Raw genomic sequence first — 23458 nt, 5'->3', positions numbered from 1 at the left:
GGCTCGCACGTTCGGCGGATGGACTGTCAGGACGCTTACGGGGGTCCAAGTTGCGCGGAGCGACCGGATCGGCGAAGCGCCCCGGACTCCCTTGCGGGTACGGCCCTCATCGGGCTCACACCCCGGCGCGACACACCCCTTTGCCACCCTTTCGTATCAGTCGTGACGTACTTCACATATAGTCGTTTCGTCTCGGATATCCACCTGTTCCTGCGTCAAGATCCTGGGACGACAAGCCCCCGCCACCGCGGCGGGGCGGTCCGGGCGGACGCCGAGTCCTGCCGCCGCACCGGATGCCTGGTCGACAGGAGTGGATCGGCAGGAGTGGAGGACCCAGGCAGTACGGGACGACGCCCGGTGTGGTCGTCCCTCGGGGTGAAGCCGTGAGAGCGGCCGGGCAACTTCGCCAGCCCGAACCCGACAGGTCATCCTTCACAGGCGGCTGACGAAGGGATGCACATGACCGCGCAGACGAATGCCCCCTCTCTGCTGTCCAGGACCGGTGCGGTTTCGGTCCTCACACTCGCCGCGCTCGGCGGCACGATGCTCGTGCCCGGCGCCACGTCCGAGGCCGAAGCCGCCACACGCGCGGTCAAAGCCCTCAACATCGCCGCCTCGAAGGCGGGCTCGCCGTATCGGTGGGGAGCCACGGGGCCCCATCGCTTCGACTGCTCCGGGCTGACGCTCTACTCGTACAAGAAGGCCGGCAAGCAACTCCCCCGTACGGCCCAGCAGCAGTACAACGCGTCCCGCCCTGTCTCCCCCTCCCACCGACGCAAGGGAGATCTGGTGTTCTTCCACTGGGGCAGCAGCGTCTATCACGTCGGGATCTACGCCGGCAGGGGAAGGATCTGGCACTCGCCTAAGACCGGGGCGCTGGTACGGCTGGAGCGGATCTGGTCCGGGAGCGTCTGGTATGGCCGGGTGCACTGACCCCGGCCGCCCGCACCGGCCCTCCCGCCCCCACAGGCGCCCCCACAGCCCCCGGCCGCACGGACGCTGACGACGCGTCGGAGGGGCCGTCCCCGCCCCGGCGAGGACGGCCCCGGTTCGGCGGGGACGGCCCCGGTCCGGCCCCGGTCAGCTGGGGTCAGCTCACGTCAGCCGGTACCGGGACCGTCCACGGCAGGACGATCCAGACCGTCTTGCCGCCCTCGGCGGTCGGGGTGACGGCGACCTGTCCCCCCTGCTCGGCGGTGAGCGAGCGGACGATCACCATGCCGCGTCCGTTGTCCTGCTGCACGGCCGCGGGCAGCCGTTGCGGCCAGCGCGGATGGCTGTCGGTGACTCCGACACGCAGCCGCTCGTCGCGTTCGAGCCGGATCTCCACGGTGAATGTGGGTGACTGGCCCAAGGTGTGCTGCACCGCGTTGGTGGCCAGTTCCGAGACGATCAGCCGGACCGTCTCGGTCATGTCCTCCCGCGCCGGCAACCCCCACTCGGCCAGCAGGTCCACGACGTATCTTCGCGCCGCGGTGACCGAGGCGGGATCGCTCGGCAGGGTGATGGATGCTTCCTGGTGGTCTGCCATGGCGACGCCGTCCCTTTCCCGCCGGGCCTGGCTCCGGCACAGTGCGGATGACTGCGCGGACGGCCTCGGACCGTGCTTCGCGCCAGCCTGCCACTGATCGTGCCGTTCCCAGGGCCGATCCACGGAGATCTGCATATATCTGTCGCTCAAAGCGGTGAACTCTGCAACGCGAGACCGTATTTGGGCGCCGAAAAGATATCTTCTCCGCCGCGGCGCCCGAGGGGGCGACGAACACAGAGCGGGGAGGGAATCATTCATGCGGCATATTCCAGAGGTGCGCCGGCGCAGGCTGGGTGAGGAATTGCGCAAGTTGCGGCAGGGCGCGGGACTGACGAGCGGCCAGACCGCGCGGCTGCTCGGCTGGCATCAGTCGAAGGTCAGCCGGATCGAGACGGGCGTCAGCGGGGTGAAGGACGAGGATCTGGCCGGGCTGCTCGACGCGCTCGGCATCACCGATCCACAACTACGGCTGCTGCTGGGCGCCTTGGCCGGGACCACCAGCAACGGACAGGGGTGGTGGATGGCGTACGGCGGCGTGATCCCGCCACAGTACCGGGACTTCATCAGCCTGGAGTCCCAGGCCCGCACCGCGCGCACGCTGGAGACTTCCGTGGTCCCGGGGCTGCTCCAGACCCCCGCGTACGCCCGCGCCGTGACCCGCGCCGCGCTCGGCGGAACGCCCTCCGCGACGGTCGATTCCCTGGTCGAGGTGCGGCTCGCCCGCCAGGAAGTGCTGCGCACCGGCATACCTCTGGAGCTGCACGCCGTGCTGGACGAGGCCGTACTGCGCCGTCAGGTGGGCGGGCCCGGCGTGATGCGGGAGCAGCTGCTGCGGCTGTCGGAGCTGGCCCGTCTTCCGCATGTCTGTCTTCAGGTGCTGCCGTTCACGGCCGGCGGCTATGTAGGACTTACCGGCCCTTTCGTTATCTTCTCGTTTCCGCACATTACTGATCTGGATTTGGTCGTTCTCGACCATTTGACGAATAGCCTCTATCTGGAGCGGAAAGAAGACCTTGAGGCGTACTGCGCGGCGTTCGGCACTATGCAGGCGCATGCCCTCTCGACCGAGGATTCATTGGATCTCATCGCCGGGATCGGTGACGGCGCCTAGGGAGCATCATGACCCCCCACCTGACATGGCCATCCGCATGGCATCGGAGCAGCTACAGCACCGGCGCGAACAACTGCGTGGAGTGCGCCCCCAGCGACGCGGGCGGACTGGCCGTACGTGACTCCAAGGAAGTGACCCGACCCCATCTGTTCTTCTCGGCGGGCGCCTGGACCTCGTTCGTGTCCGCGCTGCGCGACGAGGCGCCGGCGCGCTGACCGCTCGGGCCGGTCGGCTCAGCTCGTGTCCCCCGGCGCGAGCGCGACGATCGTGTCCACCGCCGTGCCGATCTGCTGATCCGTCAGATCGGCACGCGCGGTGAGCCGGATCCTGGAGACGCCGTCCGGCACCGAGGGCGGACGGAAGCACCCCACCACCAGCCCCGCCGCGCGGCACTCCGCGGCCCAGCGGACCGCCGCCTCGGGTGACGGCGCCCGTACGGAGACCACGGCGGCGTCCGGTCGTACGGCCGTCAGGCCCGCCCCGGTCAACAGTCCGTGCAGCGTGCGGGCCACCTCGCGCGCCCTTTCCGCTCGGGCGGGCTCCCGGCGCAGCAGCCGCAGACTCTCCAGCGCGCCTCCCACGGCCGCCGGCGCCAGTCCGGTGTCGAAGATGAACGTGCGGGCGGCGTTGACCAGATGGCCGATGACCCGTGCCGGGCCGAGTACCGCGCCGCCCTGGCTGCCCAGGGACTTGGAGAGCGTGACGGTGGCCACCACACCGTCCGCGCCGGCGATGCCCGCCGCGTCCGGGGTGCCCCGGCCCCCCGCGCCGAGCACCCCCAGTCCGTGCGCGTCATCGACGAGCAGAGCCGCGCCGCGGGTACGGCAGACCTCGGCCAGTTCCCCGAGCGGCGCCGCGTCACCGTCCACGGAGAACACCGCGTCGCTCACCATGAGCGCGCGCCGCCCGGCGTGCGCGTCGAGTGTCTTGCGTACGGCCTCGGGCTCGGTGTGCGGTACGACCACGGTCTCGGCGCGCGAGAGCCGGCAGCCGTCCACGATCGAGGCGTGATTGCCCGCGTCGGACAGCAGCAGCGAGTCGCTGGCCGTGAGCGCGGTGAGGGCGGCCAGATTGGCCGCGTATCCGGAGGAGAGGACGAGCGCGGCCTCGAAGCCGCAGAACGCGGCCAGTTCACGTTCGAGTTCGGCGTGCAGTTCGGTGCTGCCCGTGACCAACCGGGAGCCGGTGGCGCCCGCGCCCCAGCGGCGTGCGGCCTCCGCCGCCGCGCCGGTCACCTCGGGGTGGCGGCTGAGCCCCAGGTAGTCGTTGCTCGCCAGGTCCAGCAGCCCGGATTCGGCGGGGCGCGGCCGGAGCGTACGGACCAGACCCGACCGTTCGCGGCGGCGCGCCTCGTCGTCGGTCCAGTCGAAGGGGTCACGCTCCATGGTCCGGTCCTTTTGTAGGCAGCGCACAGACCATATCCGGGCCGCCACCGGGTCAGGGTGTGGTCATACACACACGTCGATCCGACGGTGTTGTGGGGTTCCTCCTTTTCTCGGACGTCCTCGGTGGGCAAGGATCAGCACCATGGACCTGCTGAACACGCTGGTGGAGAAGGGCCTGCGGCGCGAGCTGCCGACCCGCGAAGAAGCGCTCGCCGTGCTGGCGACCTCCGACGACGATCTGCTCGAAGTGGTGGCCGCGGCCGGGAAGGTGCGCCGTCAGTGGTTCGGGCGGCGGGTGAAGCTCAACTATCTGGTCAACCTGAAGTCCGGGCTGTGCCCCGAGGACTGCTCGTACTGTTCGCAGCGGCTCGGCTCCACGGCCGAGATCCTCAAGTACACCTGGCTGAAGCCCGACGAGGCGTCGAAGGCGGCGGCCGCCGGAGTGGCGGGCGGGGCGAAGCGGGTCTGTCTGGTCGCCAGCGGCCGGGGTCCGACGGACCGTGATGTCGACCGGGTCTCGCAGACCATCGAGGCGATCAAGGAGCAGAACGAGGACGTCGAGATCTGCGCCTGTCTCGGGCTGCTCTCGGACGGCCAGGCGGAGCGGCTGCGGGCCGCGGGCGCCGACGCGTACAACCACAACCTCAATACGTCCGAGGGCACATACGCCGACATCACCACCACCCACACCTACGCGGACCGGGTGGATACCGTGCGGCGGGCGCAGAGCGCCGGGCTGTCCGCGTGTTCGGGGCTGATCGCCGGCATGGGCGAGAGCGACGCGGATCTGGTCGATGTCGTCTTCTCGCTGCGCGAGCTGGACCCGGACTCGGTGCCGGTCAACTTCCTGATCCCGTTCGAGGGAACGCCGCTCGCCAAGGAGTGGAACCTCACCCCACAGCGCTGTCTGCGCATTCTGGCCATGACGCGGTTCGTCTGCCCCGATGTGGAGGTCAGGCTCTCGGGCGGGCGCGAGGTGCATCTGCGCTCGATGCAGCCCCTCGCGCTCCACCTGGTCAACTCGATCTTCCTCGGGGACTATCTCACCAGCGAGGGCCAGGAGGGCAGGGCGGACCTGGAGATGATCGCGGACGCGGGCTTCGAGGTGGAGGGCGCGGACACGACCACGCTGCCCGAGCACCGTCGCGACGGGTGCGGTCCGTGTGGAGGGGACGAATCCCGGGAGTCCGCTCCGGCTGAACCGGTCACGGACAACGGGGCGCCCCGTACGGACCTGGTGGCGGTGCGCCGTCGCGGCGCCGGTACCGACCTGGCGCCCAATGCCTGACACGACCCCCGGTGAACTGCTGGCCCTGGACCGGGCCCATGTCTGGCATCCGTACGGCCCCATGCCCGGCCGTGCCGAACCGCTGGTCGTGGAGTCCGCGTCCGGGGTACGGCTGCGGCTCGCCGAACCCGCCCACGGACAGCGCGAGTTGGTCGACGGCATGTCGTCCTGGTGGTCGGCGATCCATGGCTACAACCACCCCGTGCTCAACGCGGCGGCGCACGGCCAGCTGGACCGTATGAGCCATGTGATGTTCGGCGGGCTCACCCATGAGCCCGCCGTGCGGCTCGCGGCGCTGCTCGTCGACATCACTCCGGAGCCGCTGCGCCACGTGTTCCTCGCCGACTCGGGCTCGGTGTCGGTCGAGGTCGCGGTGAAGATGTGTCTCCAGTACTGGCGCTCGGTGGGCCGTCCGGCGAAGCGGCGGCTGCTGACCTGGCGGGGCGGCTACCACGGGGACACCTGGCAGCCGATGTCCGTGTGCGACCCCGACGGCGGGATGCACGACCTCTGGTCGGGGGTGCTGCCCCGGCAGATCTTCGCGGACGCGCCGCCCGCCGGGTACGAGGAGCCGTACGCCGACGGCCTGCGCGCGCTCATCGCCCGCCACGCGGACGAACTGGCCGCGGTCATCGTCGAGCCGGTGGTACAGGGCGCGGGCGGCATGCGCTTCCACTCCCCCGCGTATCTGCGGGTGCTGCGGGAGGCGTGCGACGAGCACGATGTGCTGCTGATCCTCGACGAGATCGCGACGGGGTTCGGGCGTACGGGGACGCTGTTCGCCGCCGAGCAGGGGGGCGTCCCGCCCGATGTGATGTGTGTCGGCAAGGCGCTGACCGGCGGGTATCTCACGATGGCGGCGACGCTGTGCACCTCACGCGTGGCCGAGGGCATCTCGCGCGGCGAGGTCCCGGTGCTGGCGCACGGACCGACGTTCATGGGCAATCCCCTGGCCGCGTCGGTCGCCCGCGCCTCGATCGAGCTGCTGCTCGGCCAGGACTGGGCGGGGGAGGTCAAGCGGATCGAGGCGGGCCTGCGCGAGGGGCTGGCGCGGGCCGCGTCCCTTCCCGGCGTACGGGAGGTACGGGTGCTCGGCGCCATCGGCGTCGTCCAGCTGGACCACGCGGTGGACATGGCGGCCGCGACGCGGGCGGCGGTGCGGGAGGGCGTATGGCTGCGGCCGTTCCGCGATCTCGTGTACACCATGCCGCCGTATGTCACGGACGACCGGGATGTCGAAAGGATCTGCCGCGCGGTGACGGCGGCGGCGAGAGAGGGCTGAAGCATGCCGGTGATGATCGTGACGGGAACCGGGACGGAGATCGGCAAGACCGTCGTCACGGCGGCGGTGGCCGCGGTGGCGCTGGCGCGTGGGCGTACGGTCGCGGTGCTCAAGCCCGCACAGACCGGTCTCGGCCCGGATGAGACGGGTGACGCGGCGGAGGCCGCGCGGCTGGCCGGACCGGTCACCGCCGTCGAACTGGCGCGGTTCCCCGAGCCGTTGGCCCCGGCGACCGCGGCCCGGCGGGCCGGCGCGCCGCCGGTGGGACCGGACGAGATCGCCGTCGCGGCCGAGAAGCTGGCGACCGAGCACGATCTGGTGCTGGTCGAAGGCGCCGGCGGACTGCTCGTACGGTTCGACGAGACGGGCGCGACGCTCGCGGACGCGGCCCGGCTGCTGGGGGCGCGGGTGCTGGTGGTGGCCCCCGCCGGGCTCGGCACGCTCAATATGACCGCGCTGACCGCGGAGGCGCTGCGGGCGAGATCGCTGACGCTCGAAGGGGTCGTGATCGGCCGCTGGCCGGCCGTACCGGATCTCGCCTCGCGCTGCAATCTGGCGGATCTGCCGGAGTCGGCGGGTGCGCCGCTGCTGGGCGCGGTCCCGGAGGGCGCGGGCGCGCTGGCTCCCGCGGAGTTCCGGGAGCGCGCGGGGTCCTGGCTGGCGCCCCTTCTGGACGGACGGTGGGACGCGCGGACGTTCGCGCGGGAAGCGTCGGACGCGGCCGAGGCGGCGGGGGCCGCCGGAGTGGCCGGGGCCGCCGGAGTGGCCGGGGCCGCCGGAGCTCTGTAGGGGTGTCCGGCCGGCCTCAGAGGCTCCAGCCGCGCAGTTCGGTGGCGATGGCATCGATGTCGGTCGTGCCGTCCTTGACCAGTTTCGCCAGGTCCCGGACGCGCTCGGGCGAGGTCACGACCCGCAGCCCGCTCGCCACCAGATAGCCGTAGGCCACGGCGGAGGCGAACAGCGCGTTGGACCGCTCCAGGGCCGGGACGTGGAGCAGCAACTGCAGCAGGGCTGCGGCCCGTGCGTGCGGGTCGCCGTAGACGGGCGTGCCGAATATCTCCGCCTCGTGGCGGCTGACGGCGGCGACCAGCGCGCCCCAGTCGGTGACCTGCGGATCGCCGGGTGTGTTGTGCTCCGCGACCATGAGGAGCCAGGCGAGCTCGATCCGAAGCGTCAACGTGTGCCCGCGCGCTCCGCGCCGAACTCCTCGGTGAAGACCGATTCGTATTGCTTCATGAAGTCGGCGGCGGACTCCACGAACGTACGTCCGGCCTCGCCCGCGTCCTGTTTGACCAGCTCCTCGATATAGCGGTTCACGCTCATCCCCCGCTCGGAGGCCCGCAGGCGCGCGGCCTCCGCGGTGGTCTCGTCCACGCGTACGTTCAGCTGCGTCTTGGCCATACCCCAAAGCTAGCGCGTCAGCGCTAGCAACGGCAAGACGGCGACAGCACGCCCCCTACCCGCTGTGGGGCAGGACCTAGGTCCTGCCCGGCCGATGATGGGATAGCCGGTATGAACCATTTCCGGATACGGGCCGCGACGCCGGCCGACCTCGACGCGGTGCTGGCCTTTTGGAAGGACGCCGCGGAGGGCACCAGCATCACGGACGACCGCGACGGCATCGAACGGCTCGTGGCCCGCGCCCCCGAGTCCCTGATCCTCGCGGAGCGCGACGGCGCGATCGCGGGCACGGTGATCGCGGGCTTCGACGGCTGGCGCTGTCATCTCTACCGGCTCGCGGTCCATCCGGCCCAGCGGCGCCTGGGCATCGGCACGGCGCTGCTGACGGCCGCGGAGGAGCGCTTCGTACGGCTGGGCGGGCGGCGTGGCGACGCGATGGTGCTGAACGGCAACGAACGGGCACACCACGCCTGGCGGGCGGCCGGCTACGGCCCTCAGCCGCAGTGGACCCGCTGGGTGAAGCCGCTGGGGGACGGCTGACTCCTCGGCCCGGCGGGCGACGCCGGACGGCCGACGTCGCGCGGTCCTCCCCCCGCTGACCGATCATGGGACGGAGGTGAATCGATGACCGAGGTGCTTCCGCTCGTCGTGGCGGTGCTGCTGTCGCTCGCCTGCGGGGCCTTCGTGGCGGCGGAATTCTCCCTCACCACCGTCGAGCGCGGGGAGCTGGAACGGGCCGCCGAGCGCGGGGAGCGGGGCGCCGCGGGGGCGCTGAAGGCCGTACGGAGCCTCACCTTCCAGCTCTCCGGCGCCCAGCTCGGGATCACCGCGACCAATCTGATCGTGGGCATGCTCTCCGAGCGGTCCATCGCCAGGCTGATCCGCGGACCGGTCGAGGCCGTGGGGCTGTCCCCCTCCGTCGCCTCCTCGGTGGCGCTGGTGATCGGTACGGCCCTGTCGACCGTCTTCCTGATGGTCGTCGGCGAGCTGGTCCCGAAGAACTGGGCGATCTCCTCGCCGCTGGCCGTCGCCAAGGTGGTGGCCACCCCCCAGCGCTGCTTCACCGCGACCTTCCGTCCCTTCATCGGCCATCTCAACAGCGCCGCGAACCGCATCGTGCGCGGCTTCGGCCTTGAGCCCACCGAGGAGCTGGCCTCCGCCCGCGGCCCGCAGGAGCTGGCCGCCCTCGCACGGCACTCCGCGAAGGAGGGCGCGCTGGAGGCGGACACCGCCGAGCTGTTCGTACGGACGCTCAGCCTGTCCGCCCTGACCACCGAGAACGTGATGACCCCCCGGGTGCAGGTGATGGCCCTCGACGTGCGCGCCACGGTGGAGGACGTCGCCAACGCCAGCCGTGCCACCGGCCTGTCGCGCTTTCCCGTCTACCGGGGCAGCCTCGACACCGTCGTCGGCACCGCGCACATCAAGGACGTCCTGGCGGTCCCCGCCGAGCGGCGGCCCCGGCAGCCGGTGGCCGGTCTGCTGCGCGAACCGCTGCTGGTGCCGGAATCCCTGACCGTGGACCATCTGCTCGACCGGCTGTCGGGCGGCGCCACGATGGCCGTCGTCATCGACGAGTACGGCGGGACGGCGGGCGTCGTGACACTGGAGGACATCGTCGAGGAGGTCGTCGGCGAGGTGCGCGACGAACACGATCCGCAGGAGATCCCCGGTCTGGCGCTGCTGGGCGAGGACGCGGAGGGACATGGGCTCTGGTCGGCGGACGGCGCCGCGCGGGCCGACCAGCTGAGGGCCGTCGGGCTGCGGATGCCGGAGGGGCCGTACGAGACGCTCGCCGGTCTGGTCGCCACGGAGCTGGGCCGTATCCCCGCCGAGGGCGACCGTCTCGAACTGGACGGCTGGGAGCTGGAGGTCGTGGACGCCACGGGCCGGCGCGCCGCCCGGCTGCTGCTGTTCGCGCCCCCCGGCGCGGCCGGTGAGGACAGCGAGGAGGAGGGATGATCACCGCTCTCCAGTTGTTCATCGGTCTGCTGACGCTGGTCGTCAACGCCTTCTTCGTCGCGTCCGAGTTCGCCATGATCTCCGTACGCCGCAGCCAGATCGAGCCGGAGGCGGAGGCCGACGACCGGCGGGCGCACAGAGTCATCTGGGGCCTGGAGCATGTGTCGGCGCTGCTGGCGGCGGCGCAGCTGGGCATCACGCTGTGCACGCTGGTGCTGGGAATCGTCGCCGAGCCGGCCTTCGCGCATCTGCTGGAGCCGGTCTTCGACGCGGTCGGGGTGCCGCACGGTCTGGTGCATCCGATCTCGTTCGTGATCGCGCTCACCGTGGCCACCTATCTGCACATGCTGCTGGGCGAGATGGTGCCGAAGAATGTCGCCCTGGCCGGTCCCGCGCGGGCGGCGCTGCTGCTCGGCCCGCCGCTGGTCGCGCTGGCGCGGGCGCTGCGCCCGGTGATCTTCACGGTCAACGCCTTCGCCAACGCCCTGCTGAGACTGCTCCGGGTGGAGACGAGGGACGAGGTGACCGCCACCTTCTCCGACGACGAGCTGGCCCGTCTGGTCACGGAGGCGGGCCACGCGGGGCTCCTGGACGACCGCGCGGCCGAGCGGCTGCACGACGCGCTGGAGCTGGGCCGCCGGCCGGTGCGCGATGTGGTGATGCCCCTGGAGCGGGTGGTCACCGCGCGGCTCGGGATCACCCCGGAAGGGCTGGAGCGCCTGGCGGCGGAGACCGGATTCTCGCGCTTCCCGGTGGTGGACACCTCGCGCCGGATTCTCGGCTATCTCCATGTGAAGGACGCGCTGGACGTCCTACCGCGCGACGAACCGTTGCCCGTCCAGGGGATGCGGTCGATCGCGCGGGTACGGGCCACGACGCCGATGGACGACGTACTGACGGCGTTGCGCCGCAGCCGTACGCATCTGGCCGCGGTCGAGGACGAGGAGGGCGGGCTCGAAGGGCTGGTGACGATGGAGGACGTACTGCGTGAGCTGGTCGGCAGGCACGCGTAGTCCCACCGGGACGCTTCCGGGGCGTGTCGTCGAAGTCCCGCCCGGGGCCCCTTGAGGAGCTGTCCATACCGAGCGGTACGATCGCCCCGTCATGGAGATGAATGTCAACTACACCAGTTTCGTCGCGGTCGGTGACTCCTTCACCGAGGGCATGTCCGACCTCCTCGCCGACGGCTCGTACCGCGGCTGGGCGGATCTGCTCGCCGCCCGGCTCGCGGCCCGTTCCCCCGGGTTCCGGTACGCGAATCTCGCCGTACGCGGAAAGCTCATCGGCCAGATCGTCGGGGAGCAGGTGGATGCCGCCGCCGCGATGAAGCCGGACCTGGTGACGCTGGTCGGCGGGCTCAATGACACCCTGCGGCCGAAGGTCGACATGGGGCGGGTGCGCGGGCTGCTCACCGAGGCGGTGGAACGGCTCGCCCCGGCCTGCGGACAGCTGGTGCTGATGCGCAGCCCCGGCCGCGACGGTCCGGTGATGGAGCGGTTCCGGCCACGGATGGAGGAGCTGTTCTCCCTCGTGGACGAGCTGGCCGCGCGCCATGGGGCGCTGGTCGTCGATCTGTACGGGGCTCCGGTACTCGGTGATCAGCGACTGTGGGACGCGGACCGGCTGCATCTCACCGCGGAGGGCCACCGCCGGGTCGCCGAGGCCGTCTGGCAGACGCTGGGGCTCGACGGCGAGGACGACTGGCGCGCGGAGCTGCCGCCGGCCGTGCCCGTGGGGTGGCCCGCGCGACGGACGAGCGACATCCGGTTCGCCCGGCAGCACCTCGGGCCGTGGATCATGCGCCGGGTCACGGGGCGCTCGTCGGGGGACGGGCGGCCCGCGAAGCGGCCTGAGCTGCTGCCGTACGAGACACCGCGGCCGGATGCCGGCCCGCGGGAGCTCTCGTAGCGAACCACGAATACGCCCGCGGCGCTGGCCTGCACAAACCGCCTATAGAATCCCTTCACGTGACTGCCAAGCCTCGTATCCCCAATGTCCTTGCCGGCCGCTACGCCTCGACGGAGCTGGCCGTGCTCTGGTCCCCCGAGCAGAAGGTGAAGCTGGAGCGTCAGCTGTGGCTCGCCGTGCTGCGGGCCCAGCGGGATCTCGGGATCGAGGTGCCGGAGTCCGCACTCGCCGACTACGAGCGCGTCCTCGACCAGGTCGATCTGGCGTCGATCGCCGAGCGCGAGAAGGTCACCCGGCACGATGTGAAGGCGCGGATCGAGGAGTTCAACGCGCTCGCCGGCCATGAGCAGGTGCACAAGGGAATGACGTCCCGCGATCTGACGGAGAACGTCGAACAGCTCCAGATCCGGCTGTCCCTGGAGCTGATGCGGGACCGTACGGTCGCGGTGCTGGCCCGCCTCGGCAAGCTCGCCGGCGAGTACGGGGAGCTGGTCATGGCCGGCCGCTCGCACAATGTCGCCGCGCAGGCCACGACGCTCGGCAAGCGGTTCGCGACCGCCGCGGACGAATTGCTCGTCGCGTACGGACGCCTGGACGACCTCCTCGGCCGGTACCCGCTGCGCGGGATCAAGGGCCCGGTCGGCACCGCTCAGGACATGCTCGACCTGCTGGGGGGCGACACCGCGAAACTGGCCGAGCTGGAACGTCGCATCGCCGGTCATCTCGGCTTCGCCCAGGCCTTCACGTCGGTCGGCCAGGTGTATCCCCGCTCGCTCGACTACGACGTGGTGACCGCGCTGGTGCAGCTGGCGGCGGCGCCGTCCTCCGTCGCCAAGACCATCCGGCTGATGGCCGGGCACGAGCTGGTCACCGAGGGCTTCAAGCCCGGCCAGGTCGGCTCCTCCGCGATGCCCCACAAGATGAACACGCGCTCCTGCGAGCGGGTCAACGGCCTCATGGTGATCCTGCGCGGCTACGCGTCGATGACCGGCGAGCTGGCGGGCGACCAGTGGAACGAGGGCGATGTCTCCTGCTCGGTGGTCCGCCGGGTGGCGCTGCCCGACGCGTTCTTCGCCTTCGACGGACTGCTGGAGACCTTCCTGACGGTCCTGGACGAGTTCGGCGCGTTCCCCGCGGTCGTGGCGCGCGAACTGGACCGCTATCTGCCGTTCCTGGCCACGACCAAGGTGCTGATGGGCGCGGTACGGGCCGGGGTGGGCCGCGAGGCGGCGCACGAGGTCATCAAGGAGCACGCCGTGGCCTCGGCCCTCGCCATGCGCGAACAGGGCGCCGAGCGCAACGAACTCCTCGACCGGCTGGCCGCGGACGACCGCATGCCGCTCGACCGGGCCGCACTGGACGCGCTGATGGCGGACAAGCTCTCGTTCACGGGCGCGGCGGAGGACCAGATCGCGACGGTGGTGTCCCGCGTCGAGGAGATCGTGAAGCGCCACCCGGGGGCCGCGGGCTATACACCGGGCTCGATCCTGTGACCTCCGGCTGACGCCCGAGGAACTCCGAGCCGCCCGCGACCGCGTCGTCCCCGACGTGGTCGCGGGCGGCCCGCGTTGCTGTTCCGGGGCATCGACCCGGGCCCGGGGCGGCGCCGGTCGTGCGTCCAGTAGACTTTCACGCGCTGGCAATTGGCTTTCACGCACAGACAATTGACTAGCCGTCAGCTCACCGTGCGGCCGTCGGCTCGTCCACTTGTTCCGTCCACGACGCCGACAATGGCACACACCACTCGCAGCACCGGCGGGCACCGAGTAGCATCCGCCTACACGCGCACGAGCTGGGAGGACACACCGTGGGGCGGCTTACCGGTGGAGACCCTTCGCTTTTGCGGCGGATCAACTCGGCGGTGGTGCTGCACTCCCTGCGCGACGCCGGTGATCTCACGCTGACGGATCTGACACGGATCACGGGGCTCTCCCGGCCGACGGTCGAGGGCGTGGTGGAGGGGCTGATCGAAACGGGCCTGGTCGTGGAGTCCGGGCCGGCGGAGGGCGGGACCCGTAAGCAGGGCCGCCCGGCGCGCCGGTTCCGGTTCCGGGCCGAGGCCGGATATCTGCTGGGCATCGAGATCGGGCCGCACCGCGTGGCCGCGCTGATCTCCGGACTGGACGGCCGGATCATCGGCGCCGGATCGCGCGTGGTCTCGGAGACGGCCGACGCGGACGAACGCCTCGAACGCGTACGGCAGGTCGTCACCGATGTGCTGCGCCGCACCGGGGTGTCACGCGGCTCGCTGCGCGCGGTCGGTGTCGGCAGCCCCGGCATCGTGGAGGCCGACGGGACCGTACGGCTGGGCACCGCGCTGCCGCAGTGGACGGGGCTGCCGCTCGGCGAGCGGCTGCGGCGCTCGTTCCGCTGTCCGGTGCTGGTGGAGAACGACGCCAACGCGGCGGCCGTGGCCGAGCAGTGGAAGGGCGCGGCCATCGACTCCGACGACATCGTCTTCGTACTGGCCGGGCTCAGCCCCGGGGCGGGCGCCCTGATCGGCGGGCGGCTGCACCGCGGCTTCGGCGGGGCCGCCGGCGAGATCGGCGCACTGCATCTGCTGGGCCGCGGCGCGACGCCGGAGACGCTGCTGTCGACGACGGACGAGCCGCTGCATCCGCTCGACGAGCAGGCGGTGGCGAAGGTCTTCGCCGATGCGAAGGGCGGGGACGTCCGGGCTCAGGAGGCGGTCGAGCGGTTCATCCAGCGGCTGGTGCACGATGTGGCGGCGCTGGTGCTGGCGCTGGATCCGGAGCTGGTGGTGATCGGCGGCTGGGCCGCCGGGCTCGACGGCGTACTGGACCCGCTGCGCGACGAACTCTCCCGGTTCTGTCTGCGCCCGCCGCGCGTGACGCTCTCGCTGCTCGGCGAGGCGGCGGTGGCCACGGGCGCGCTGCGGCTGGCGCTCGACCATGTCGAGGAGCAGTTGTTCGCGGTGGAGGGAACGGTGACGGCCCGCCAGCGCTGACGGCCCGCCGCTGGGCGACGGGCCGTACAGATCGTACGAGGTGAACAGGACGGGCCGGACGAGGTGAACGGGGCAGACCGGACGAGGAGAACGGGCTTCAGGACGCGCGGCGCTCCCGCGGCTCCTCGCTGATCTCCAGGTCGCCGGAGTCCCCGAAGGTGAGGCGGCAGGTGTCGGCGCGGTACGTGGCCACCGACACGGCGGCGGTACGACCCGCCACGACATACCGCGTCGTGACGACGAGGACGGGAGCGCCGGGCAGCCGGTCCAGCTCCCTGGCGTCGTCCGCGCGCGCGGAGCCCAGTTCGACGGCGCGGTCCTGGCTGTCGAGACCGAGGCGCTGAAGCTCACGCAGGACGGAGCGGGCGCGCGCCGGTCCCTCGGGCACGTCGATGGCCGACAGCTCAGGCACCGACGAGGCGGGTACGTAGAGCAGCTCCGCCGCGAGGGACTGGCCGTGCGTGGAACGGACCCTGCGGACGGTGTGGACCTCTTCGTCGGCGTTCGTCTCCAGCAGCCTGGCCACCGCGGCGGGCGGGGGCGCCATGGCGCAGTCGACGGCCTGCCAGGCGTCCCGTACGGTGCCCGGCCATTCGTGCTGGGTGGTGGAGACGTCGACGCCCACGCGCGGCGGGGCGACGGTCGTACCGACCCCGCGGCGGCGCTGGAGCCGGCCTTCCAGCTCCAGCTGTTCGAGCGCCTGCCTGAGCGTGGCGCGGGCGACTCCGAAACGGGCGGCCAGATCACGCTCGTTGGGTAGCACCTCCCCCACCGAGAAGTCGGAATCGAGCGCTTCCCCGAGCACGGTCTTGAGGTGCCAGTACTTAGGCTCCGGCACTGCTTCCAGCTGCGTGGTCCCCACCCTGATCCTCCGCAATCGCCGTCTCTCCGGCGGGTTTTCCGTGCCCTTGTTTATTAAAGGTTCCTGCACTAAATAGCGACGATAGGACGGGCCATCCCGTTGGTCAAGACCAATCCTCCGTCGGTCACGGAGAGAAGTCGCTCTCCGACGCAGTGTGTTCACAGTACGTTCGTACGCTGGTGAGGCGCGCGTGACACAGGCCCGGTCGTCCGGATCGGACACCGGGCCGGGTATCGCGGGGAGCGACGAGCAGGGCTTACGCGGAGGGGCGCTCCAGGACGGCTCCACTGAGCTTGTCCGGATTACGCACGATGTAGACGCACCCCACCTTGCCGTCCCTGATCTCCAGTTGGAGGACGAGATCGGGTACTCCGCCGCCGAGGACGAGCACCGCGGGGGCGCCGTTGAACTCCATGATCCGGAAGTCGTACATCGCCCCTTCGCCCGAGACGGCGAACAGGAATCGGCCCACCTTGTCGGCGCCCTCGATGACGCGCAGCGGCGCCTTGGACTTGCCGCCGCTGTCGCCGACCAGCCGTACGTCGGGCGTCAGCAGGGCGAGCAGCGCGTCGAGATCGCCACCGCCCGCGGCGGCCAGGAACCGCTCGGTGAGAGCGCGGCGTTCGGCCGGGTCGACGTCGTAACGCGGCCTGCGTTCCTCGACATGGCGGCGGGCACGGCCGGCCAGTTGCCGGACGGCGGCCTCGCTGCGCTCCAGGGTGGCGGCGATCTCGCCGAACGGGAAGCCGAACGCCTCGCGCAGCACGAACACCGCGCGCTCCAGCGGTGAGAGGGATTCGAGGACGACCAGCACGGCCACGGACACCGAGTCGGCGAGCACGGCACGCTCGGCCGTGTCGGAGACGGCGGGTCCGAAGTCGGTGACGATCGGTTCGGGCAGCCAGGGGCCGACATAGGACTCGCGTCGCGCCTTCGCCTGCCGGAGCCGGTCGAGGGCGAGACGTGTGGTGATCCGTACGAGATACGCGCGCGGCTCGCGGATGTCCGTACGCTCGGCGGCGCTCCAGCGCAACCATGCCTCCTGCACCACGTCCTCGGCGTCGGCGACGCCGCCGAGCATGCGGTAGGCGACCCCGGTCAGTACGGGCCGGTGCGCTTCGAATTCGTCGGTGCTCGCGGTGTCGGTCGCCACGTTCCCATCCCAGCCGATGGGTACACCGCCTGTCCAGGTCATTCAGGTCATGTGGCCGCCGCGCCCGGACCGTACTCGGCCGCTGGGGACAGGCGGGGCGCGCGGCCGGTTGTTCACCCGGGGTTCGCGCTCCGGCCGCCGCCGGGCGTTAGGCATGGCATGACACCCCGGCGCACCATCTGCCCAGGAGACGCATTGATGTCGCTCAATCCCCGCAACGCCTCCACTGCCTCCACTGCCTCCTCTTCCTCCGCTCCGTCCGCCGACGCCCCGACGGCCCCGGGCCGCCGCAGTGTGCTGCGCGGCTCGCTCGCCGCGTCGGCCGTGCTGGCCCTGCCCGGTGCCGCGCTCGCGGCGGGCGCCGCCCCCGCCCAGGCCCTGTCCGGCCGCCCGCGCGCGGCCTGGGGTGTGCAGGCCGGCGATGTCACGTCCTCGTCCGGGCTGGTGTGGGTACGGTCCGACCGGCCCGCCCGCATGATCGTGGAGACCTCGGCCACCGAATCGTTCCGCCGTGCCCGCTCCTGGCACGGTCCGCTGCTCGGCCCCGGTACCGACTTCACCGGTACGGTCCCGCTGCGCGGACTGCCGGCCGGCGAGCAGGTGCACTACCGGGTGATGCTGGCCGATCCCGAGGACCCCCGCCGTACCGGCGAGCCGGTGTACGGCACGTTCCGTACGGCGCCCACGAGGCGCCGTCAGGGCGTGCGGTTCCTGTGGTCCGGCGATATCGCCGGACAGGGCTGGGGCATCAACCCGGACATCGGCGGCTTCACCGTGTACGACGAGATGCGCCGGCTCAACCCCGACTTCTTCCTGTGCAGCGGCGACACGATCTACGCGGACGGCGTGATCGAGCCGAGCGTGACGCTGCCCGACGGCCGTGTCTGGCGCAATGTCACCACTCCGGAGAAGACGAAGGTCGCGGAGACGCTGGCCGAGTACAGGGGGAACTTCCGGTACAACCTGCTCGACGAGAACGTACGGCGCTTCAACTCCGAGGTCCCGTCGATCACCCAGTGGGACGACCACGAGGTGCGCAACAACTGGTACCCGGGCCAGATCCTGGACGACGTGCGCTACACCGAGAAGAACGTGGACGTGCTGGCCGCCCGCTCCACGCAGGCGTTCCACGAGTACTTCCCGATCTCGACGCCGGCCGCGCGCGGGGCGGACCGGCGCGTCCACCGCGTGGTGAACCACGGTCCGCTGCTCGATGTGTTCGTCCTGGACATGCGGACGTACCGCAACGCCAACTCGCCCGGCCGGCAGACCGATGACACCAACGGCATCCTCGGCGCGGAGCAGCTCGCGTGGCTCAAGCGCGAGCTGTCGCGGTCGCGCGCGGTGTGGAAGGTGATCGCCGCCGACATGCCGATCGGTCTGGTCGTGCCGGACGGTACGGCGGACATCGAGGCGATCGCCCAGGGCGACCCGGGCGCTCCGCTCGGCCGGGAACTCCAGATCGCCGAGCTGCTGCGGTACATCAAGCACCACCGGATCACCGGCACGCTGTGGCTGACGGCGGACGTCCACCACACGTCGGCGCAGCACTACACGCCGGAGCGGGCCGCCTTCAAGGACTTCGCGCCCTTCTGGGAATTCGTCTCGGGTCCGATCGCCGCGGGCCAGTTCCCGGCCAGCAAGCTGGACGACACGTTCGGGCCCGACCGGGCCTTCGTCAAGGCGCCGCAGGGTTCGAACCTCTCCCCGATGGAGGTCCCGCCGCTCTTCGGCGAGGTGGACATCGACGGCGCCAGCGGTGAGCTGACGGTCAGGCTGCGGGAAGAGGGCGGGACGGTGCTGTTCACCAAGGTGCTCCAGCCGGGGAAGGTCGGCCAGTAGGAGCCCGCGGCTCCGCCTGCCGGGGTTCGCCCGAAGTCGATTGTCCGTGTCGGAGCGGCTCGCCGCCTGGCTGACCGGGGACGGGACAGCGCTGCCCGCGCGCGCCCGGAGCGGTGGCCCGGCGGGCCGCTCGCTGGGGAGATTCCGTCCGTGGCCGCCGAGTGCTGCTGGCCATATTGCGCCGCTGAAGCGAACACTCCGCGCCAAATTTGACCAAAGACAGGCCAAAAGGGAACAGATCCATCCTTAACCCATCAGTCACAAACCGTTCGTGATCACGCAACACCATTCCGTCAAAGTGAGGTCATGACCAATGTGACTTCTGCGAAGAGTGTCCGCCGCCCGCACCACTGGCGGCGGGACCTCGTTGAGCTGGCCGCGCTGTTCACCGCCGTGGCCGTGGCCGACGCCCTGGCGAACATGATCGCTCATGGACCCGATGGCGCGTTCCTGCTGGTCGCCTCCGCCGTGGCGCTGATCGCCACGGCCACGTTCCACACATGGTGGGCACGAAGGCACGGTCATGCCCCTCCGCCGTCCGGCACCACGGCCCCGCCCGCGCCGGTCGCACGGGAGGGTGCGACCCCGGCCGAACCGGTGGAGACGACGCTCTGGCGGACGCGGACCACCGTCCGGGACGAGCCCGGGAGTCTCGCCGCGCTGTGCACCGCCTTCGCCACGCACCATGTCGACATCCTCACCCTCCAGACGCATCCGCTGGCCGACGGCACCGTGGATGAGTTCCTGCTGCGCGCCCCGTCCGCGCTCCAGGCGAAGGACCTCACCCGGGAGATCTCGGCCGCGGGCGGCAGCGGTACGTGGATCGAGCGCGCGGACGCCCACGATCTGGTGGACACCCCGACCCGGGTGCTCGGTCTCGCCACCCGTACGGCCCTGGACGCCGCCGAACTGCCGCTCTCACTACGCCAGTTGCTCGGCCGTTGCACGATCCGCTCCCGGCCCGCCGGATCCCTCGCCGACCGCTCCGCCGGCGAGAGCGCGCCCGTCGAAGGAGTGCTGGACGGAACGGAGATGCGGCTGGACGACCCGCACGGCGGCAGCATCATCGTCGAGCGCCCCTATCTGCCTTTCACCCCGACCGAGTTCGCGCGGGCCCGCGCGCTGGTCGAGCTGGACGCCCGGCTCGGCCCGCGTATCCCCCGCGGCCAGGATGTGCTCACGCTGCCGGAGGGCGAGGAGATCACCGTCCGCCGCGCCGACCGCGGCGATCTCGACGCCGCGCTCGCCATGCACGCCCGCTGCTCCGAACGGACCCTGGGCCTGCGCTACCACGGCCCGGTCGGAGACGCCGACCGCTATCTGAACCATCTGCTCAGCCCGCGCTTCGGCCGTACGCTCGCGGTCGAGACGGAATCCGGCCGGCTCGTCGCCCTCGGCCATCTGCTCTGGGACGGCGACGAGACCGAGGTGGCGCTGATCGTGGAGGACGCCTGGCAGCGGCGCGGTATCGGTTCCGAACTGCTGGCCAGGCTCGTGGCGCTCGCCGTCGAGGCCCGGTGCGCCAGCGTGTACGCCGTCACCCAGGCGTCCAACACGGGCATGGTCGCGACCATGCGGGACCTCGGTCTGCCGCTGGACTACCAGATCGATGAAGGAACGCTCGTCATCACGGCCCGGCTGGAGCCGACGGCCGCGCGGATGCTGCCTCCGTACGGCGACCCGGAGATGTTCGATCACGACCATGAGCAGGCCGATCGCTGAACGCCCGGCAGAGGACCTGCCCGGTCCGGGAGACCGGACCGGGCGGGTCCGGGGTGGTCCGGGGGCGGTCCGGGGTCGTTCCGGGGCGGTCCGAGGTGGTTCCCGGGTATCGACCGGGCAGGATCTACGTCGTGATCCGGCCAAATTCGGCCCACGAACTCATCTCACCGCCCGAAGTCCCAGGTGGCGACCCTGGTTGGTCTGCCGGCAGAGGGAGCGCGGTCCCCCGACGCCGCCGTCATCGGCCAATCCGCCCGGCCCGGCGGGAACTAAGGATGTGACGCGGAGTTCTCTCTCGGAGAAGATGTCCGCATGTCAGACACATCCGGCAGCGCGCTGCCCCGCCAGGTCGCCGACGCCTACGTCGACGCACTCATCGAACTCGATCCGATCACCGGAACCTATCTCGGCGTCACGGAAAGCTCCCGTCGCCTGCCCGACTTCTCCCCGGCCGGACAGCAGGCTCTCGCCGATCTCGGCCGGGCGACCCTCGCCCGGCTCGATGTGGCCGAGACACTGCCGGGCGCGGACAGCGATGCCGAGCGGCGCTGCGCCCGGCTGCTGCGTGAGCGTCTGACGGCCGAACTCGCCGTCCATGACGCCGAGGAGGGGCTGCGGCAGGTCAGCAACATCCACTCGCCCGTGCACCATCTCCGCGACGTGTTCCCGCTGACTCCGGCCGACACGGACGAGGACTGGTCGGCGATCGCCGAGCGGCTGCGAGCCGTGCCCGCCGCGCTGGCCGGATACCGCGAATCGCTCACCCTGGGTCTGGAGCGCGGGCTGCTGGGCGGTCCCCGGCCCACCGCGACCTTCATCGGCCAGCTGACCGAATGGGTGGGCGAGGAGCGCGGCTGGTTCGAGGAGTTCGTCTCCGCCGGGCCGGACGCCCTCCGCGCGGAGCTGGACGACGCCGCCCGCTCCGCCACCGCCGCACTCGCGGAGCTGCGGGACTGGATGCGCGAGGTGTACACACCCGCCGTCGAGGGCGCCCCGGACACCGTGGGCCGTGAGCGTTACGCCCGCTGGTCGCGGTACTTCAACGGCACCGATCTGGATCTGGACGAGGCGTACGCGTACGGCTGGTCCGAATACCACCGGCTGCGCGCCGAGATGACGACCGAGGCCGAGAAGATCCTGCCGGGTGCGGACCCCTGGCAGGCGCTCGCCCATCTCGACGAGCACGGGGAGCACATCGAGGGGGTCGACGAGGTCAGGGTCTGGCTCCAGAAGCTGATGGACGAGGCGATCGACGCGCTCGACGGCACCCACTTCGAACTCGCCGAGCGGGTACGGCGCGTGGAGTCCCGGATCGCCCCGCCGGGCGGCGCGGCCGCCCCGTACTACACCGGTCCCTCCGAGGACTTCTCGCGGCCCGGCCGCACCTGGCTGCCGACGATGGGCGAGACCCGCTTCCCGGTGTACGACCTGGTGTCGACCTGGTACCACGAGGGTGTTCCCGGACATCATCTGCAGATCGCGCAGTGGACCCATGTCGCCGATCAGCTCTCCCGCTATCAGGCCTCGGTCGGTCAGGTCAGCGCCAACGCCGAGGGCTGGGCGCTCTACGCGGAGCGGCTCATGGACGAGCTGGGGTTCCTGCCGGACGCGGAGCGCAGGCTCGGTTATCTGGACGCACAGATGATGCGCGCGTGCCGGGTGATCGTGGACATCGGTATGCATCTGGAGCTGGAGATCCCGGCGGACTCGCCGTTCCACCCGGGCGAGCGCTGGACGCCCGAGCTGGCGCAGGAGTTCTTCGGGAACCACAGCGGCCGTCCCGCGGACTTCGTGGAGAGCGAGCTGACCCGCTATCTGTCGATGCCGGCCCAGGCGATCGGCTACAAGCTGGGCGAGCGTGCCTGGCTGCTCGGCCGGGAGAACGCCCGAAGGGCGCACGGCGACGCGTTCGACGCGAAGGCCTGGCACATGGCGGCGCTGTCGCAGGGCTCGCTGGGCCTCGACGATCTGGTGGACGAGCTGTCGAAGCTCTGACCCCGCGGCCAGTACGTACGAGGTGCGTACGGAGTGGCTACGAGGTGATCGAGGAGTTGGTCGGCCACGGGTTGGCCACGGGTGACCGCGGGAGTGGCTACGGCGGTGGCCGGGCTCGGCCGAGAGGCATGAGCCCGGCCACCGCCGGCTCCGGTCAGCGGCGGAATCCACCCTCGGAGTCGATGACCTGACCGGTGATCCACTCGGCCTCGTCGGTGGCCAGCCAGGCGATCAGCCGGGCCGGGTCGTCGGGCATTCCCCAGCGGCCGGCCGGGAACAACGCCGCGATCTTCTCGTACGCCGCCCCCGTCAGGTAACCCGTGTCGACGGGCCCGGGGTTGACGGTGTTGACCGTCACCGCCCGCTCCGCGAGCGAGGTGGCCAGCGACCGGGTCGCGGAGGCGAGCGCTCCCTTGGCCAGACCGTACGCGATCTCCCCCGGCATCCCGCCCGCGATGTCCTGGCCGGACGTCATCATGACGACCCGGCCGCCGGGCGTACGGCCGGGAAGAGTCGCGCGCAGCCGGGCGTAGGCCTGGATGAGCAGGATCACCGACCGGGTGTCGGTCGCCCAGTGGGCGTCGAGCATCGCCGCGTCGATCGTGTCGAGTGTGCCGTCGTCACCGCTGAGCGCGTGGTTGGCGACCAGGATGTCGAGCCGCCCGCCGAGGGCTTCGGCGGCGGTGGCGATCAGCGCGGCGGGCGCCTCGGCCCCGGACAGATCGGCGGGTCCGTGCACCACCCGCGCCTCCGGATCCGCGCGCGCCTCCCGTACGGCGACGGCGACGCCTTCGGGACCGTCCGGGTCGGCGCCCCAGGGCTGACCCGCGTCGTGCGGCACATGGTGATGGAGATACACGCTCGCGCCGTACGCGACGAGGCGCCGGGCGACCGCGTATCCGATACCGCCGCGCCGGCTGGCACCGGTGACCAGCGCGGTACGGCCGCGCAGCGGCAGCGGATCACGGCGGAGTGTTTCGGCGGCGGGGGGTTCAAGTGCGGGCATGGGTAGCGATGATGGTCTGCGGGGCGTCTTGTGTCATTCGGT

General features: G+C 71.3%; 22 protein-coding genes, 1 pseudogene and 1 riboswitch. Of the genes and pseudogenes, 16 read left to right on the top strand and 7 right to left on the bottom strand.

All coding sequences use genetic code 11. The annotated features are described in order from the left end of the window. Positions 1 to 259: 259 nt before the first annotated feature. Positions 260 to 457: riboswitch (cyclic di-AMP (ydaO/yuaA leader) on the top strand. Positions 458 to 459: 2 nt separating this feature from the next. Beyond that, positions 460 to 933 (top strand): C40 family peptidase, encoded by a 474-nt coding sequence (locus tag ACIRQP_RS17205; protein WP_403890139.1) that lies wholly within the window; start codon positions 460 to 462, stop codon positions 931 to 933. Between the two features lie 157 nt (positions 934 to 1090). Here the strand turns inward: ACIRQP_RS17205 and ACIRQP_RS17200 are convergent, their stop codons facing one another. Continuing rightward, entirely contained in the window at positions 1091 to 1531 is a 441-nt protein-coding gene (locus ACIRQP_RS17200) for an ATP-binding protein (RefSeq protein WP_403890136.1), read from the bottom strand. Positions 1532 to 1787: 256 nt separating this feature from the next. Here ACIRQP_RS17200 and ACIRQP_RS17195 point away from each other — a divergent pair, with 256 nt between their 5' ends. Together ACIRQP_RS17195 and ACIRQP_RS17190 are read left to right on the top strand one after the other, a co-directional pair. Further along, positions 1788 to 2642 carry a helix-turn-helix domain-containing protein gene (locus ACIRQP_RS17195; RefSeq protein WP_403890134.1) on the top strand — a complete coding sequence of 285 codons (855 nt, stop codon included), beginning with the start codon at positions 1788 to 1790 and terminating at the stop codon, positions 2640 to 2642. Between the two features lie 8 nt (positions 2643 to 2650). Then, on the top strand, positions 2651 to 2857 hold the full coding sequence (locus tag ACIRQP_RS17190; protein WP_403890131.1) for a DUF397 domain-containing protein: 207 nt from the start codon (positions 2651 to 2653) through the stop codon (positions 2855 to 2857). 18 nt (positions 2858 to 2875) lie between these two features. Here ACIRQP_RS17190 and ACIRQP_RS17185 read toward each other — a convergent pair whose 3' ends face one another. Further along, positions 2876 to 4027 carry an 8-amino-7-oxononanoate synthase gene (locus ACIRQP_RS17185; protein WP_403890128.1) on the bottom strand — a complete coding sequence of 384 codons (1152 nt, stop codon included), beginning with the start codon at positions 4025 to 4027 and terminating at the stop codon, positions 2876 to 2878. A gap of 142 nt (positions 4028 to 4169) precedes the next feature. Here ACIRQP_RS17185 and bioB point away from each other — a divergent pair, with 142 nt between their 5' ends. The 3 genes from bioB to bioD are packed head-to-tail and all read left to right on the top strand — an operon-like array spanning position 4170 to position 7386. Continuing rightward, positions 4170 to 5315: a biotin synthase BioB gene (bioB, locus tag ACIRQP_RS17180; RefSeq protein ID WP_403890125.1), complete on the top strand. Its 1146-nt coding sequence runs from the start codon at positions 4170 to 4172 to the stop codon at positions 5313 to 5315. Then, positions 5308 to 6597 carry an adenosylmethionine--8-amino-7-oxononanoate transaminase gene (locus ACIRQP_RS17175; RefSeq protein WP_403890123.1) on the top strand — a complete coding sequence of 430 codons (1290 nt, stop codon included), beginning with the start codon at positions 5308 to 5310 and terminating at the stop codon, positions 6595 to 6597. Before bioB ends, ACIRQP_RS17175 begins: the two co-directional genes overlap by 8 nt. Positions 6598 to 6600: 3 nt before the next feature. Further along, positions 6601 to 7386: a dethiobiotin synthase gene (gene bioD / locus ACIRQP_RS17170; protein ID WP_403890120.1), complete on the top strand. Its 786-nt coding sequence runs from the start codon at positions 6601 to 6603 to the stop codon at positions 7384 to 7386. A 16-nt stretch (positions 7387 to 7402) separates the two neighbouring features. On the opposite strand, the gene ACIRQP_RS17165 is transcribed toward bioD, so the two are convergent. Next, positions 7403 to 7774, bottom strand: coding sequence for a fic family toxin-antitoxin system, toxin component (locus tag ACIRQP_RS17165; protein ID WP_403890117.1), 372 nt, complete (start codon positions 7772 to 7774; stop codon positions 7403 to 7405). Beyond that, positions 7771 to 7998 carry an antitoxin gene (locus ACIRQP_RS17160; protein WP_403890114.1) on the bottom strand — a complete coding sequence of 76 codons (228 nt, stop codon included), beginning with the start codon at positions 7996 to 7998 and terminating at the stop codon, positions 7771 to 7773. The genes ACIRQP_RS17165 and ACIRQP_RS17160 overlap by 4 nt, the downstream gene beginning before the upstream one ends. 111 nt (positions 7999 to 8109) lie before the next feature. On the opposite strand from ACIRQP_RS17160, the gene ACIRQP_RS17155 reads away from it, so the two are divergent. From ACIRQP_RS17155 to ACIRQP_RS17125, 7 genes and pseudogenes are all read left to right on the top strand, one after another. Further along, positions 8110 to 8538, top strand: coding sequence for a GNAT family N-acetyltransferase (locus ACIRQP_RS17155; protein WP_403890111.1), 429 nt, complete (start codon positions 8110 to 8112; stop codon positions 8536 to 8538). 84 nt (positions 8539 to 8622) lie between these two features. After that, positions 8623 to 9960, top strand: coding sequence for a hemolysin family protein (locus tag ACIRQP_RS17150; protein ID WP_403890108.1), 1338 nt, complete (start codon positions 8623 to 8625; stop codon positions 9958 to 9960). Further along, positions 9960 to 10973, top strand: coding sequence for a hemolysin family protein (locus ACIRQP_RS17145; RefSeq protein ID WP_403890656.1), 1014 nt, complete (start codon positions 9960 to 9962; stop codon positions 10971 to 10973). Before ACIRQP_RS17150 ends, ACIRQP_RS17145 begins: the two co-directional genes overlap by 1 nt. Positions 10974 to 11064: 91 nt before the next feature. Beyond that, on the top strand, positions 11065 to 11868 hold the full coding sequence (locus tag ACIRQP_RS17140; protein ID WP_403890105.1) for an SGNH/GDSL hydrolase family protein: 804 nt from the start codon (positions 11065 to 11067) through the stop codon (positions 11866 to 11868). A gap of 59 nt (positions 11869 to 11927) precedes the next feature. Next, a complete protein-coding gene (purB, locus tag ACIRQP_RS17135) occupies positions 11928 to 13361 on the top strand; it encodes an adenylosuccinate lyase (protein ID WP_403890102.1) in 1434 nt (477 codons plus the stop codon). A gap of 7 nt (positions 13362 to 13368) precedes the next feature. Beyond that, positions 13369 to 13460, top strand: a pseudogene (locus tag ACIRQP_RS17130) (mismatch-specific DNA-glycosylase); the annotation flags it as partial. 215 nt (positions 13461 to 13675) lie between these two features. Next, complete coding sequence (locus ACIRQP_RS17125) at positions 13676 to 14836, top strand: ROK family transcriptional regulator (RefSeq protein ID WP_403890099.1); 1161 nt, start codon at positions 13676 to 13678, stop codon at positions 14834 to 14836. A 97-nt stretch (positions 14837 to 14933) separates the two neighbouring features. Here the strand turns inward: ACIRQP_RS17125 and ACIRQP_RS17120 are convergent, their stop codons facing one another. Both ACIRQP_RS17120 and sigJ read right to left on the bottom strand, forming a co-directional pair. Then, positions 14934 to 15698 (bottom strand): GntR family transcriptional regulator, encoded by a 765-nt coding sequence (locus ACIRQP_RS17120; RefSeq protein ID WP_403890096.1) that lies wholly within the window; start codon positions 15696 to 15698, stop codon positions 14934 to 14936. Positions 15699 to 15954: 256 nt separating this feature from the next. After that, positions 15955 to 16851 (bottom strand): RNA polymerase sigma factor SigJ, encoded by an 897-nt coding sequence (sigJ, locus tag ACIRQP_RS17115; RefSeq protein ID WP_403890093.1) that lies wholly within the window; start codon positions 16849 to 16851, stop codon positions 15955 to 15957. A gap of 198 nt (positions 16852 to 17049) precedes the next feature. On the opposite strand from sigJ, the gene ACIRQP_RS17110 reads away from it, so the two are divergent. From ACIRQP_RS17110 to ACIRQP_RS17100, 3 genes are all read left to right on the top strand, one after another. Further along, the gene (locus tag ACIRQP_RS17110; protein WP_403890090.1) at positions 17050 to 18693 is read left to right on the top strand and encodes an alkaline phosphatase D family protein; all 1644 of its coding nucleotides are present in this window, start codon (positions 17050 to 17052) and stop codon (positions 18691 to 18693) included. A gap of 306 nt (positions 18694 to 18999) precedes the next feature. Continuing rightward, positions 19000 to 20415 carry a GNAT family N-acetyltransferase gene (locus tag ACIRQP_RS17105; protein ID WP_403890087.1) on the top strand — a complete coding sequence of 472 codons (1416 nt, stop codon included), beginning with the start codon at positions 19000 to 19002 and terminating at the stop codon, positions 20413 to 20415. Positions 20416 to 20727: 312 nt separating this feature from the next. After that, the gene (locus ACIRQP_RS17100; RefSeq protein WP_403890084.1) at positions 20728 to 22410 is read left to right on the top strand and encodes a DUF885 domain-containing protein; all 1683 of its coding nucleotides are present in this window, start codon (positions 20728 to 20730) and stop codon (positions 22408 to 22410) included. Positions 22411 to 22564: 154 nt separating this feature from the next. Here the strand turns inward: ACIRQP_RS17100 and ACIRQP_RS17095 are convergent, their stop codons facing one another. Then, entirely contained in the window at positions 22565 to 23416 is an 852-nt protein-coding gene (locus ACIRQP_RS17095) for an SDR family oxidoreductase (protein WP_403890081.1), read from the bottom strand. Positions 23417 to 23458: the final 42 nt, after the last annotated feature.

The organism is Streptomyces sp. NPDC102274 (assembly GCF_044766385.1).
GTDB lineage: Bacteria > Actinomycetota > Actinomycetes > Streptomycetales > Streptomycetaceae > Streptomyces.
Note: the sequence above shows the minus strand (reverse complement) of the source record. Positions and strands in the feature narration are given on the sequence as shown.